Genomic DNA, 14439 nt, shown 5'->3' with positions numbered 1-14439 from the left:
TTTAGGAACAGCCTTATTTAGTTTTAATGGAATCCCATTCAGCGGGGGAGAGGGGATTCTAATAGAACACCTAGAGGGGATTTTTAGTGTTTCGAGGCAGATTTTGAGGAAATAGTATCTAACGGGGCTGACCGTATTTGATAGTATTAGACCAATAATTACAAAACAAATAAAAAGAAATTTGCGATTAGAAATTCACTATCTGTCCATCTATGGTCTAAGATGGCATGTATTAAACAAACGTCATAAAACGCTGGCTGATTACAATGAAGATGATAATATTAAATTTGCTGTAGATTTAGAGGTAAACAAATACTGAACAAAGAATTACAGGCTGGCTGAAATTGATAATTCCATTGAAACCCTCTTAGCTGAAAGACTGCGTGAATATGATAAAGTGAGTCTATAAATGTAAATGTGTGGTGAAGTAATTATTCCCTGTACGTGCCAATGAGCAAACTGTCTCAAAAAATGAAGGGCTGTCTAGGTAATAATGATCATCTGGCGTAACTGATCACAGCCCCCAGATCTGACTAGATCCGGAGAGAAAACTTAAAATCCGAAGGAAATTAAAATGTGTCAAAAAACGAACTATATAATAGTGACCATTCTTACTAATTCTCCAGCAACATAAATTTCTGTTTTAAGAATATCTCTTTTATTATCTTTTACCCACTTAATTAATAAATTACCTTCTTCACTGGGAAAAGGAATGATTTCAATTTCATGCGGTTGTTTATCAGAGTTTAACCAAAGTCTCAATGCGGCCGCAGGTTTATCATTGATGTGGATGCTAACACTTGAGGGCGGTGTTTCAACAACTGTTGAATTATCTATAACTCTAAATTTGTCAGCAAATTCCAATAATAATCTATGATAGTTAGGTGCAAGCAATTCAGTAAGAAACTGCTTTATTTCATTTATTTCAGGCAGATTCTCATTTATAGTGGCTATAATTTCCGAGCCAACAGAGGCAATAACCGCATCTTTACTATCGAATAATGAGGTTGCTGAATTAGAATATTGGAAGGGAACGCCTCTAAATGCGATTTTCAATCTTTGTTCAATCGAGCTTAAAGCAAGTTCTTTAGGGTTGTTAAAGGTAAATTTCTTCATTGTTTATTATTTAATAAGTTGAAAATCTAATTTAAGATTTTATATGCACATATTTCTTTATAATTTAGTTGTAGATTTTAATTGTAAACGCAATCTATTATAAGATGTGGTAAGAAATTAAAACGCTATTTACAATAACCATCTCAAAAAAAGTAATTTAGTAGTAATGCTATGACGGCATTTAAAACGTCGGATATAAAACAAACAGACAATAAACAAGAATTAAAAACAAAATAAATTTAAACAAACCATTATTGGATATACCAATTAAAATGACCCCTGAAGACCTGTGCAAATTGCCCCCTCAGAGTTAACCTTAAAAAAAGGTAAAAGTTGTTGTACGGATTGGCTCTTTGAATAGACTACTTTATCCTGATTAACAACTATTGTTTTTACAAAAATACATTTTCAGTTTTAGACTTTCTTCTCCTGAGTGATTCTCCATATAATTCAATCCTCAAGGAGTGGTGTACGATACGATCGAGTACAGCGTCGGCAATAGTTTTTTCACCGATGATATCATACCATTCTTTGACGGGGATTTGTGAAGTAACTATCGTAGAACGCTTCTGATGTCTGTCTTCAATCACATCAAGTAAGGCAAGTCTTGCCTGTGGATCGAAAGGCTGTAGTCCAAAGTCATCGAGAATGAGCAGGTCTACCCGCTCAATTCTTTTTAGTTCTGCCAGTATATTGCCCTTAGCCTTAGCCAGTTTAAGTTGCCCCATAAGTTTAGCAGTATTGACATACATCACTCTATAGCCGATCTGACAGGCTTGGTAACCAAGAGCTGTTGCCAAATAGCTTTTACCAGTTCCTGTAGAACCTGTAATAAACAGGTCTTTACGTTCTTTGATGAAGTCAAGTGCAGCCAGTCTGTGAACCTGGTTTTTATCCAGCCCGCGATCCACGGAATAATCGAGCTGTTCCAGGGCAGCTTTATAGCGAAAGCCCGCTACTCTTATTGCCCGCTCTATTGCCCGGTTACGTCTGTCGTCCCACTCACTGGCGACCAGCAGCGCAATAAACTGGTCAGCAGTAAGGGATTCTTTGACTGAAGTCTCCAGGTTAGTTTTAAAAGCATCATACATGCCAAATAAGCGAAGCTGTCGGAGTTTCTCTAAGGTTTCATTATTCATTTTCTTTTGTTTTATATGGTTGATTATTGATAATAGTCTTTACCTCTGATGTTATCATGGGATGGGATTGTGGGTGTCGGTTCTTCCTGTTCAATAGGGAGCTGATCCAGACGCTTATGGAGGATTTCTTCGATCACAGGGTAATTGTACTGCCCCAACTTGTCCGCCCAACGACAGGCATCAGTAAGCCGCTGGGGGCCAACACGCCTGGCGAAACTCAAAATACCCGAGCAAGATTTATAGGCCTGTTCAGGATAAGCTTTGTGTTCCAGCACTTTAGAAATATAAAGGGCAACATCTTGATGAATATCTGTTGCTTGAGCAATGAATTTTTCCGGTGTCCATTCCCCTAGAAAACGATGCTGTAAGGCCAGATGGTTTTCATCAGTAGTGTACTGGTATTTAGTTCTGTTACGTGCATGACAAGCGATTAAGGTGTACTGGTAATAGACCTTTACCAACGTACTGGTGTACAACAGCTTTACTTTCTTTCCTATGTAGGTGTATGGTACGCTGTAGTGATGAATATCTTCCCCCAAACGCACATAACCAGTTTTGTTGACTGTGACCATTGTTTGCTTATGTACCTGGTAAGTCAAAGGATTAAGTGCGCCAAGCATTTCCCGTTCAATTTCTTCAAACTGCTCGCGACGGGAGTAACTCCGTCCAGAAAATGGCTTATTGTTATGGATTTCAAGGCCAACAAGTATGGCCGTATTTAATGCACTTAAATCATTGAATTTATGCCCTTCTAATCTGCTGTAAATGCTACGATAGATTAGCTTAACGGCTCCTTCTACCAAAGACTTGTCCCTGGGTTTATAGACCCGGGCAGGAACAACTGTAAACCCATAATGCTCCGCAAAACAAGCAAATTCATCATTAAGTACCGCTTCGTATTTGCTTCCTTTAGTGACCGCAGAACGAAGGTTGTCCGGTACGATGGCCTGAGGGATACCTCCGAAATAATGCAAGGCATTTTCACAGGCCTTGATCAAGTCTTCTTTGCGCTGGCTTTCTACCGCTTCTACATAAGTCAATTGACTACAACCTAGAATGGCAACAAAAACCTCCACATCTCTTGCTATACCTTCCTGGGGGTCAATAGAAAGCTTGCTTCCGGCAAAGTCAATATAAATTTTGTCACCGGCCTTATGCTCGATGTGCATGACCGGACGGGAAAGCCGTAAATAAATATGGATAGTATTATTAAACCGGGAACGACTATACCCTGCGGGATGTTGCGCTAAATACTCTTTATACAGCATATCACGTGTTACCCCCTTCTTTTTGAGCTTCTTGCAGATCTCAGGCAGCAGTGATTCCAGTTGCTTCATGCGCGGACTGCCTGAACTTTTACCAACTGGCGTACAAAATAAAACGGAAAGCTCACCGTCACTCTTGGCGTTGAATTCTTCCTGACTCAGCCCCAAACTGTGCCATAACCGCACGTATTTCTTAATGGTATTCCGGGAGGTATCTATCATCCCGTGAATCGTCTTAATCCCTACACCCTGGCAGTATAGACGGATAATCTGTCGTAGTTTATTCATTTTGATTGGTGTATTGGACATCGTAATTATGGGTGTTTGTTGAACTAAAAAGCTAAACAAAAACCGCGTCTCAAAGAATCCGATCAGATAAACACTTTTACAGTTTTCAGGGGGTCAACTTAATTGGCCAAAGGGGTCAGTTTGCATTGGCGAACTGGGGTCAATTTGGTCAGGCGAGGGGGGGCATTTTGAATTGGTCAGCAGGGGTCAGTTTCGTGTGGTTTATCCACATTATGATTGAAATTAATTTTTTAGATGCTAAAGGGATAAAAATCCTTTCCCTTACAACAATTGAAGAAGTGCGAGGGTTTTTCAGCCCAACTGTTGATTGTTCATCTCCCCAGACATTATTATTGGATTTAATTTCTAATCACTATAGATATATACTAAATGGAACTGAATACTATTTCCACCAAAATAATATTGACAATGTAAGCGGAAAGTTTACAGTCAATTATGACTTAGTGTTGTAATTGATCTTTTTGGTTGATCTTAAAATATCCACTTTCAGAAAAATACATACCACAGGCTAAACGTGTTAAACGCCTTCAAGCAGAATTAGATGAGCGAGAACCAAAAGTTAATAGAAGCAGGAATAAGAGTTCAGATAATTTATAAAAATTCATATTATACCTTGTAACGGTAGACAACATGTATTATGAGTTACCCCATCAAATTAATACCTACGAATCTGGTCATATCTGTAGAGAAAGCATAAAACCTGGAGGAAACCACAATGTCTTATAAAACGTACGTAAATACAGAAATCAAATTTTTATAATAATGAAGTGCATCATCAATATAGGAGAAGAAACAATCGGAGGACTATTTATTCCAAATGAAAATTATTCTAAATATCAGGCTCTAGTTCAAACCCACTGCAACAACAAAGGGATTTCTAATATTCATGATTTCGACTATCGTATTACCTTATCTGATAATATAGATTTAAATATGGAAGGTGGTATCGGGATCACGGATGTTCAAGGTTTTAACGAAATTTATATTGAAGGTGCTGGACTCAATCAATACCAGCTATCAAATTTTAGATAAGTATTTCTAAATAAAAAACACACATATTGATACTATGGTTAATCTAAAGATATTCAACTTAAAATAGGGTGTTCTAACCTAATCCCGCATCTAATAGAAAAATACTTTGAACACTTAGGGGCTATTGAATTTGATTTTTATTCGATGATTTTAAACGAAATAAGGTTGCTTTTCAGGAGCAGCCTTATTTCGTTTAATGGAATTCCATTCAGCAGGGGGAGAGGGAATTCTAATAGAACACCTAGAGGGGATTTTTAGTGTTCTGAGGCAGATTTTGGGGAAATAGTAGAGTTTTTGCCGATATAGTCAAATTGATAAAATATTTAAAAGATGGAGATGCAATCAAAGTAACATCCGATACTTCAATTTTTTAACACGAAAAAATACGCTCCATTAAAGTAACCGCCATCCATTCGAAAATCCTATTAGCACTTCTTTACTTATAGGTAGTACCAAAGTGGGTTTCAATATCGGAGATTCGGATTATCCACTACAACATCTACAGGAACTTTTCAGAATAATCAGGGAAATCTATAAGAATAAGAAGCGAATGAAGGATGATGAAAACTGATAGATTTAACGGTGGTTTGGAGAAAGCCCTAATTTGAACTTTAACCGATGTTTTCGGCCATTTTGTTGTATGGAAATACATAATAGAGAGATTCAAATTTATTCTACAATGTATTTTGTCCAACGATACCCTAGCACTACAACTCTTGTTGTGGCTTTTACTTGAATTGTGTGATAATGTAATGTATCAGTCGATTATCTATGCATTATAATGATGGTGTTTAAGTTGCCTACCTAAATAAAACAGTAAAATGTTTGCTGATAATTATTATGCTGATATTCAGTATGTTAATTTATTTTAATGTATTTTGTTGTGGGTTTATATTAACTGTCAGTAATATTCTGTACATTTGAATCATAGTTCTTTGAAAAGTGTTTTGATATCCACCTCTAAATGGAGTCTAATTGAAAGTCTGAAAAGGCAACCCTAACGGGTAATTTTGCAGATGCTGAATCTGATCGTGATGCGCCCCGTCGTTGACCGTCTCGTTCCGTTATCCGTAGATGTTAGCTTATTTTTATTTAAGCAGAATTTTAAGTGAGTGTAGTGAGAACACAAACTACGCATTCAGAGAGAAGATGCCAACCACTCATATTAGGCATTATTGCAAAGCAGACAATAATGTCAAATTAAAATGTAATAATATGAGTAGGTTAAAACAAAATCAAAACATTGATAGCGTCATTCAATTTGTTGAAGCTATCGCCCAGAACCAGTGTTTTCCTTCGGATGGTGACAGAGATGTCCTAAAAGAGGTGTTGGAGAGACTCAGGATTCTTAAACGGAAAAAAGGTAAGACAAATAAACAGATTCGGGCAGCGCTTGAAAAAATAACCGCCTTACTGCTAATATATTTCGTTTGAAAACAGCCTTTGAAACCCCGATGTCGAAATTAGATCCGAGCACTCCTTAATTTTTTTACCTACTCAAAATGGATTTAGGAAGTATAATTAAAAAAATCAGAAAACAGAAAGGCCAAACCCAAGATGAGTTTTCGGCTGTTTGTGGTATTACTCAAACTTACCTTTCGCAGATTGAAAATAACTCAAAAGAGCCCAATTTATCAACGCTAAAAAATATCAGCGAAGGACTTGATGTTCCATTGCCTATTTTGTTTTTCCTATCGCTGAATGAAGATGACGTTCAGGCGGAAAAACGTAAAGACTTTGAACTACTAGCGCCATCGATAAAAAATCTTATCAATGAATGCTTCGAAATATAAAGCTAACGAACTGAAAAAACTTGGTGCTTTAATTGGTTTTACTCCTCAGCGTATATTAAAAACGCTGGATGAACTTGATAGTTACTATAGGGAATGGACCGAGATAAAAGAAAACAAAGAAACTGGCACTCCAAAAACTTATATGGATGGTACCATAAAGTCTAGAACAATTCGTGCCTCGCTTCGTGAATTGAAAGTAATACAAAAAAGAATAAAAGATAAAATCATTACGCCCATAAAGCTACCAGAACAGGTTCATGGTGGAGTGAAAACAAAAAGTAACATTACTAATGCGAAAGCTCATGAAGGTAATGATTTTATGTTTACTACTGATTTGCAGACTTTTTATCCCAATATTACTTCAGAACAAGTATATCGTACTTTCATCGGATTTGGTTTTTCAACGCATATTTCACACTATCTGACTAAGCTTACTACACTAAAGTATGAACTGCCCCAAGGTACGCCTACAAGTGGACATATTGCCAACCTTGTATTTATGAATGCGGATTTGAAGCTGATTGCATTTTGTAATAGGCATAAGATTACCTATACCAGGTTTGTTGATGATTTGACTTTTTCTTCTACAAGAAGCTTCAAGCATTTACACCAAAAAATTCTGGATATGGTAAAGGGTGAGAATGGGGATTTTAAAATCAGCTATAGAAAAACCAATTATAAAGGAGAGCAAAACATAACCGGAATATATGTTTTTAAAGACAGAATAGACGCGCCAAAGAGGATTATTGAAAAGGCCGAGGCCGAGGTCGCAACGAATGCAGATCATAAGCCATATTCAATTTATCTTAATAATATAAGGAAGACAAATACTAAAAAGATCAAACCAAATAACACCAACAATTAAAGAATCACCGGATACGGGTCAGATAGAATTGAAAATCTCTAGTCTTTACACTACCTTCAAAATCAACATCATAAATATAAAGTAGTGCTGGCTGTACTGGCTTGAGGAGACGAAAGTTATAAAACTGAAGTTTCTCAAACTGTTGCGGTATAGGCAATTTGGCAAACACATCACGCAAATCGCTAAGTTTTTCAGCGGCATCGGTTCCATCTTCAAAGAGTAAGTCCGAGTCTGGAACTTCCCTGATTTCTATCATAATTGGTTTAGCAGCCACGCTCAAATATTGACGTATTTGCAAAATATCCAGCTCTTTGGGGATCTCAGGCTCATTTCCGGTAGAAATTAGTATACTTAAAAGAACCATGCATTTTTGAAGCAGTTCGCTTCCAACATGATTTTCACATGCATACGTCGCCGCGCGAATGCTGCTGGCAGAAATATACACGCCATCATGTTGGAAGTTTAATTTGATATCGCCATAATCAAGTGTGCTTTGTGATATCGCGGCCGCAATAGAAACACGATGAATTTCGAATACTTCGTTGTTGATTTTTAACGTGATAATTTCATTATAAAGAAATGCCAGTAGTTCTAATAACTTCCAGTCCCTACTTGGATTGATTGCTCCAAGACCTGTTTTGCGAATTGATTCTAAGAATATTGTTGAAGTGCCGTGCCAGTAACTTTGACCGTTCCAGCTGGCATGTACGTATTTTTGACTCATTTATTTATATAATATGCTAATCTATCAATTTGAATAGAATACAGCAATTAATTAATTTTTACGGGTTTTAATAGCTGCCCACCTTTAGACTTCAATCGGCTTAGATAAGAATTTGCTGTTTGCTATTGCAATGACTTGGAACTGCCTGCTCTCTTTGGCCAATTAACGGAAATAAAAAAGGGGCGCAGAAAGTGAGCGCCCCCAGCTCCATAAAGAAGCCTAACTCATCTAAATTTTTTACATTATCTATAGCGCTTCAGTAGTTTCCTACTTACTGTGATAACGATCAGTAAATGCCCACCAGAAGGTGACAATTACACAGACCGATGCGATTATACCAAGTATAATCCCAATCAAAATCAAGAATTGCATAAGTTGCAAAAATATAAAATTAAATGAAATACAGAATTATAGATTATTTCCTAAATACTCTACTAGGTCTTAACCGACGTTCACTACCACAGCATAGTTAACACCATGCCTTGCCTTTTTGCATAAATACAGAATTCTTTAAGCCGGAAAGTATTGGGATCGCGGTCGGTGTAGTTGAACCAGTCTTCAACATATAGATCATTCTGAGGAGTTACGTACTCGGTACCATTTTTATAGAACTCTGCTGTTACTGATACCCCCGGTATAGATCCTTTCACTGATTTTAAATACTTAAATTCAAAATCATCACTTTCCCATCGCCAACTTATCTTACCATTTTTACTACAAATTACCATTAGCGGTACTTGCTCACTATGCACATAACGCAATAAAAAAGCGGTTGCACTTACATTATATTTTTGAGTTAGTGAATTGATAAGTTCGGGTCCAAATGGTTTACTGTTACAATCGGACTTAAACCTATCCTCTGGCATCAGCAAGCAACTTGCAAAGTAGTCAGCTTCTTTTTCAATAATGTTTTCCGATTGAAAATTTGTATAGGAAGGATGAGAAGGCGTTAACCCAGCTTCTAATGCAATGCGATGTTCATCGATGAAATAATGCCCCAATTCATGAGCAAAAGTGAATCTTGACCTCGGGCTATTTTGAGGCGATTTATCCATATTCATATAAATGTGAAAATCGCCAGCCAGGTGCTCAAGCATTCCGTCGAAATAGTCCTCATAATTTCCATAATTAAATGTTAGGCCACTTGCTTTTGCTATTTGCTCTGGTAATATTGGTAGATCTGGACAGTATAGATCAGCAACACCTCGTGCCAAGGCAGAAAGAACACGTTTCCTGGGAGTTTTTAATTGTGTTAAGGAAGGATTATTTGTTTTTCGACTTGTTCCTGTCATCTAACATTTTTTGTTTAATTGCATCTGTTGGGGTCTTTCCTTCACGAGCTGCCTGCGCCATGTTTTTGGAAATATCTTCATCAACAGATGGAATTATTGTCCAGTTCTTCTCAATCCTACCTCTTTTTAGAATGTCATCGGCTGAAGGAACCTTGGAAATGGCTCTTCTAATCTCCTTATCATGGCAATCCTCAAAATGTTGAATTTCTTCATCAGACAATGGAAACAAATGTCCGTTACCTCTGAGAGATTTGATTAATCTTCGTTCAAACTCAGAAAGGTTATCTAAATTCCCTGGAACTAATTTAAGATCAGTCATTTCTTAACTTTGATTTTTGATTGTAGATAATTTACTTGTTGTAACAATTTCTCCAGAGCCCGCTTCTTGATCTGTCGTCGGTTTGGCTCTTTGATATTAAAAATAGTGTTTATTCTCCCAATTACATTAGAAGGTATATTTTTTCCGTCTTCGCTATACTGGTAACACATTAATAAAATGCCTCTTTCCTTATCACTTAACGTCGCAAGGGCTTCATTTAATATCTCCTTCTCATAGCACTCTGAAATAAGTGGTTCTTCGTGATCGATTTCTGATTCCAAAACCATGATGTCTTCCACAATGTCAAGGTTCGAGCTGACCCTTATCTTCCGCAGTTCCATAAATAGTTCGTTGTTTGCTATGCCGTAGAGCCATCTTTTTACATCATTATCCACTTTTTGGGGATCTCTATTGTCTGATTTAAACTGAGCAGCCTTGAAATATGCTTTGCAAAGTGCATTATTAAAAATAACCTCTGCCAAGCCATCATATAAATCTTTGTAGTGGTAACATGCCTTTTCACAGACTACCATAAATGCGGGAGAAAATTTCTCATAAAATATATTAAATGCAAGTTCTGCAATAACTGGTTCATCTTCGTTCATCCCCATATATTCCAAAAGCGTAATCGATGATTCCTTACGCAGATCGTCCAGAGAAACAAATGAAGAAGCGTCATCCATACAGTGTTTTCAGTTTAGTATATGATATTCCGTGACAAGATACAGCTTTGTCACGTTTTTTCATATACCTATACAAAAGAGAGATTATGCCTTTATACTACATTATTACATTTCTGTTTCTCGGAGTATTCATGTTCTTTGGCGATAGCTGGATACCCAATAAGCAAGTGGACGATACATTACATGAATTAGCCATAGGAGCGTTTGGCGCTTTGTTAGGGATGGCCATTAACACAATCATCAATTTAAGAAGCAAGCTATGGGTTTGTTTTCTCGCAGCTACAATTTACAGGAACAGGCACATTAGGATTTCTGCCGCTTATATTTTTAAAATTAATATTGACGGTCAGTATCTGCTCGTAAAAGGGCGTAACATAGACCAGTTACAGCCTGTAGGCGGGGTTTACAAAAGGTTGCCAGATTCATCGAAATTGTTTCAGGATTTAGAAATTTTAGATGACAAATGTATTCCTATATGCGATACCACACGTCAGGATTTAAGAATACGTGTTAAGGGGAAGTCTCTGCATAAATTTTTGCAATGGTTTGACTCAAATCAAGATAGGGAAATATCACATTGGCGGGAGTTCTGTGAGGAATTGATAAGAACACATATTCTAGACAGTAATGTGTTTCCCCATATCAATTATAAGTTCCTACATAGGAATCCGCTTTACATACACTACTCTGCATTTTATGAATCTCCAGAAATTTTAATCCATGAAGTATATGAACTACTGCCTAGTGAGGAGCAAGTAACTGCATTAAGGAATTTGCTACAAATCCAGCATCCTGGTTCCAAATTTAGGTGGGTAACGGAAGATACGATAAAAAGACTTGGTTATTTACCTGACAACACTAAAATATTTGCAATCGCAGAGCATACCATTTCGCTTTTTGATAAAGAATTTAAAATAAAATAATATGAACCACATGTATATACCACAGACATTTAATCAACAGCTTGATGACTTACTAAACCGTATCGCGGAAAAATTGCAACTTGATGATTCCAGACGAGCATCAGCAGAACGAAGTTATAATGCAGTATCAGAATGGATTGAAGGTGATCTTGGCTTTTTCAATAACGTTCCATTTGATATTTATGCACAAGGCTCTTATCGTATTGGGACCAATGTAAAACCTCTGCAAGGCGATGAATTTGATTTGGACATCGTTATTCACATGACAATACCATATGAGGGATTAGATCCAGTGGAGGTATTAAATCAATTAGAAAGAAGATTAAGGGAACACGGACAGTACAAAACAATGCTTAAAAGAAAAAACAGGTGTATCAGAATAGTTTATGCTAACTTGTTCCATATAGATATTCTTCCCGGATTTCAAGAGTCGGCACTTGATGCAAATAGAATTGTTGTACCTGATCGCTCATTAAAAGATTGGACACCAAGCAATCCAAAGGGATATGCAGAATGGTTCAAATCGAAATACATTAAGGAAGAATTAATGCTATTGGAAAAGTCGTTACGTGCTGAAGACCTGCCAAATCAGATTCCGTATCACTTAATGCAACCTCTGCAACGGGCCGTTCAACTTATAAAACGCTACAGAGACATTTACTTTAAGGACAGTCCGGGTTCTGCGACCTCAAGTATCATCCTTACCACCATAGCAGGAATGTTCTACAATGGTGCGCAATCTGAATATGAAGCCATCAAAGGAATCGTAAACAGAGCCTATGAGGATTTAAGAATGCTGAATGGTAAAGTACTACATGTCGTTAACCCGGCAAATACCAAAGAGGTTTTTTCAGACAAATGGATAAACGAGCCCCACTTATATAGAAACTTTATTCAGTTCATTGTCGATTTTAAAAAACATTGGGATAAAATTGAAGATGCCAAAGGAATACATAATATCATTGGTATATTTAAGGAAATGTTTGGTGAAAATACAAGTACAAACTCGCTGATTGAGCAATCCGATTACATTCATAAAGCAAGAAATAATGGTCAACTTGGCGTATCAAGACAAAGTGGTTTGTTAACAGGCATTTTACCTTCTTCAACTACCGTTATACCAAACAATTTCTACGGTAGTAATTCTTAGTGATATGAAGAAAATAACGCCAATGCAGCAGTATTTGGATTTTAAACGGAATCTTCCTGATTGGTATGCCCAGCATCAACCAAATGTATTTACCGCTAAAGCAGTAATTCAGCCAACACCGTTGAGTGACTGTTATACCATTAGAATTAAGTACACACAGGACTGCTCTCCTGTTATTACCGTGCTTAATAATCAGTTAAAGCCTAGAGTAATAAATGGTATAATTAAACATACCTACGGGGATGGTTCATTATGCTTATATTATCCTAAAGCAAGAGAATGGACTCCACAGGATTTTATCTCTGAAACGATTGTCCCTTGGATTTCGGTATGGTTATATTACTACGAGATATGGTTTGCTACCGGGCAATGGCTTGGAGGTGGAATTGAACATTAAAAAATAAATTATGGCAATAATAATTGAAACAAACGCACCGGCTGATCTATTGGCTGCCATCAAAAAAGAAATTGATGAAGAGAAAATTGAAACATGGTCTTATGACGCAGACGGCGATTTCACACATACACCTGAACAATGGAGATATGACGCCTGGCTACGTCCTAAGATATATGTTGGTGAATTAAGGTTTGGGATTTTAAAAAATGAAAACATCGATATGAGCACTATAATTTATGGAGTTTATCATGGCCGATTTATAGAGATGTTGTTAAGTCATTTCGATAATAAATTTACCGATGCTCTGGCTACTGCGCATAAAACTGAACCAGATAATTTCTAATACATTTGTTTTGACTGATAGGATAGATAGCTAATATACCGAATGTGACTGTCAAAATGGTAATTGGAAAAGTATATCAGTATTTGAGAGGTGCAAAAACGGCGATACAGTAGAAAAGGTTTGCCCTTAACCAATTTGGAGCTAACCTAATTTAGGTATAATTTATACAGAGGGTGAGATTCTGCACTCCTGCGTCAACCTTTAGTCGGATTCTCACTTTTGTCCGCTAAAGATGTAAACTAAGGTGTTCGAATCCCTTAAGGCTATTTATGTTTTGTACCGTTTTTTAGAAAAAATAGCACTGTTTTTGGTTTAAATCTGTGATTTTATATAAAGGACATCTTTTCTGTGATTTGTAATCATTTGTTTTTTAGTTACATATGAAAATAAAAGTGCGTGTTCTAACAATGTGCGTTTTCGTACTTCTGGCGGAGGAAGAGGGATTCGAACACTTTATACATTTCATGAATCAATGAGTTCCGAGTTTAGTGAAATTCTTGTTTTAGCGGTGATGGAAATAATATTACTATGATGCTTGGTGTTTTTCTCGCTCCGTTCGTAGGTTGCAGAGTGGAATACTTTTTCCAAAGGCTTATCCTCCAATGTGGATTAGCTCGTTACTCTCGCTGATCCCTTGTGGGGGAGACTTCAACCAAAAATGCTTATCGCTGCGCTCAATGACCTTTTTTGTTTTAAACCAAGCCTTGCGCGAAGGCACGCAGAACTTGCTTTAAAACAAAAAATGCCACCCTATCGGGCAGCATTTTTGTTTGGCGGAGAGTTGGGGAATTGTTCCCTAACTTAAAATCCCGCTTTAAAGTATTGTATCGAAGGGTAGAGATTGGTGACTCACCGAATCACTCACCGATCTTAATATCTTTTATAGCTGCAAATGCTGTATAATAAATTTAGGTATAAATGTTTTAAAACAAAAATCTTCTCCAACATGATAGGTCGCAGAAATTTTATGCTCAGAAAGTTTGTCTTTTGGACATAATTCATTTAAAACTAATAGAGTGCTTTCCTAAAAAAAATAACTTTAATCATTATGGGAAGACCAAAAAAACAATCCCCGAAAATTTTATCAAG

The 14439-nt window shown here is 36.9% G+C and carries 15 protein-coding genes; 8 read left to right on the top strand and 7 right to left on the bottom strand.

Going from position 1 to position 14439, the window contains the following annotated elements:
• Nucleotides 1–591: 591 nt before the first annotated feature.
• The 3 genes from ABIB30_RS02440 to istA form a co-directional block, all read right to left on the bottom strand.
• Complete coding sequence (locus ABIB30_RS02440) at nucleotides 592–1116, bottom strand: hypothetical protein (protein WP_354299161.1); 525 nt, start codon at nucleotides 1114–1116, stop codon at nucleotides 592–594.
• Between the two features lie 392 nt (nucleotides 1117–1508).
• Nucleotides 1509–2255, bottom strand: coding sequence for an IS21-like element helper ATPase IstB (gene istB, locus ABIB30_RS02435; RefSeq protein ID WP_183870316.1), 747 nt, complete (start codon nucleotides 2253–2255; stop codon nucleotides 1509–1511).
• Between the two features lie 23 nt (nucleotides 2256–2278).
• Nucleotides 2279–3808: an IS21 family transposase gene (gene istA / locus ABIB30_RS02430; RefSeq protein ID WP_354299160.1), complete on the bottom strand. Its 1530-nt coding sequence runs from the start codon at nucleotides 3806–3808 to the stop codon at nucleotides 2279–2281.
• Nucleotides 3809–4041: 233 nt separating this feature from the next.
• Between istA and ABIB30_RS02425 the strand changes: the two genes are divergently transcribed.
• From ABIB30_RS02425 to ABIB30_RS02410, 4 genes are all read left to right on the top strand, one after another.
• The gene (locus ABIB30_RS02425) at nucleotides 4042–4281 is read left to right on the top strand and encodes a hypothetical protein (protein WP_354299159.1); all 240 of its coding nucleotides are present in this window, start codon (nucleotides 4042–4044) and stop codon (nucleotides 4279–4281) included.
• Between the two features lie 310 nt (nucleotides 4282–4591).
• Nucleotides 4592–4861 carry a hypothetical protein gene (locus tag ABIB30_RS02420; RefSeq protein WP_354299158.1) on the top strand — a complete coding sequence of 90 codons (270 nt, stop codon included), beginning with the start codon at nucleotides 4592–4594 and terminating at the stop codon, nucleotides 4859–4861.
• Nucleotides 4862–6363: 1502 nt separating this feature from the next.
• Nucleotides 6364–6654 carry a helix-turn-helix domain-containing protein gene (locus ABIB30_RS02415; RefSeq protein WP_354299157.1) on the top strand — a complete coding sequence of 97 codons (291 nt, stop codon included), beginning with the start codon at nucleotides 6364–6366 and terminating at the stop codon, nucleotides 6652–6654.
• Nucleotides 6635–7519, top strand: coding sequence for a reverse transcriptase family protein (locus ABIB30_RS02410; protein ID WP_354299156.1), 885 nt, complete (start codon nucleotides 6635–6637; stop codon nucleotides 7517–7519). Before ABIB30_RS02415 ends, ABIB30_RS02410 begins: the two co-directional genes overlap by 20 nt.
• A gap of 4 nt (nucleotides 7520–7523) precedes the next feature.
• Here ABIB30_RS02410 and ABIB30_RS02405 read toward each other — a convergent pair whose 3' ends face one another.
• From ABIB30_RS02405 to ABIB30_RS02390, 4 genes are all read right to left on the bottom strand, one after another.
• On the bottom strand, nucleotides 7524–8243 hold the full coding sequence (locus tag ABIB30_RS02405) for a hypothetical protein (protein WP_354299155.1): 720 nt from the start codon (nucleotides 8241–8243) through the stop codon (nucleotides 7524–7526).
• A gap of 455 nt (nucleotides 8244–8698) precedes the next feature.
• Nucleotides 8699–9535 (bottom strand): ImmA/IrrE family metallo-endopeptidase, encoded by an 837-nt coding sequence (locus ABIB30_RS02400; RefSeq protein WP_354299154.1) that lies wholly within the window; start codon nucleotides 9533–9535, stop codon nucleotides 8699–8701.
• Complete coding sequence (locus ABIB30_RS02395; protein ID WP_354299153.1) at nucleotides 9507–9854, bottom strand: hypothetical protein; 348 nt, start codon at nucleotides 9852–9854, stop codon at nucleotides 9507–9509. The genes ABIB30_RS02400 and ABIB30_RS02395 overlap by 29 nt, the downstream gene beginning before the upstream one ends.
• Nucleotides 9851–10537 (bottom strand): RNA polymerase sigma factor, encoded by a 687-nt coding sequence (locus ABIB30_RS02390; RefSeq protein ID WP_354299152.1) that lies wholly within the window; start codon nucleotides 10535–10537, stop codon nucleotides 9851–9853. The genes ABIB30_RS02395 and ABIB30_RS02390 overlap by 4 nt, the downstream gene beginning before the upstream one ends.
• Nucleotides 10538–10623: 86 nt before the next feature.
• Between ABIB30_RS02390 and ABIB30_RS02385 the strand changes: the two genes are divergently transcribed.
• The 4 genes from ABIB30_RS02385 to ABIB30_RS02370 are packed head-to-tail and all read left to right on the top strand — an operon-like array spanning nucleotide 10624 to nucleotide 13350.
• Nucleotides 10624–11460 (top strand): SMODS-associated NUDIX domain-containing protein, encoded by an 837-nt coding sequence (locus ABIB30_RS02385; protein WP_354299150.1) that lies wholly within the window; start codon nucleotides 10624–10626, stop codon nucleotides 11458–11460.
• A gap of 1 nt (nucleotide 11461) precedes the next feature.
• The gene (locus ABIB30_RS02380; protein WP_354299149.1) at nucleotides 11462–12610 is read left to right on the top strand and encodes a nucleotidyltransferase domain-containing protein; all 1149 of its coding nucleotides are present in this window, start codon (nucleotides 11462–11464) and stop codon (nucleotides 12608–12610) included.
• A gap of 4 nt (nucleotides 12611–12614) precedes the next feature.
• Entirely contained in the window at nucleotides 12615–13007 is a 393-nt protein-coding gene (locus tag ABIB30_RS02375; protein ID WP_354299147.1) for a type II CBASS E2 protein, read from the top strand.
• Between the two features lie 10 nt (nucleotides 13008–13017).
• Nucleotides 13018–13350, top strand: coding sequence for a hypothetical protein (locus ABIB30_RS02370; protein ID WP_354299146.1), 333 nt, complete (start codon nucleotides 13018–13020; stop codon nucleotides 13348–13350).
• Nucleotides 13351–14439 lie beyond the last annotated feature (1089 nt).

The organism is Pedobacter sp. UYP1 (genome assembly GCF_040547305.1).
GTDB lineage: Bacteria > Bacteroidota > Bacteroidia > Sphingobacteriales > Sphingobacteriaceae > Pedobacter.
This window is presented reverse-complemented; position numbering and strand designations above follow the sequence as displayed.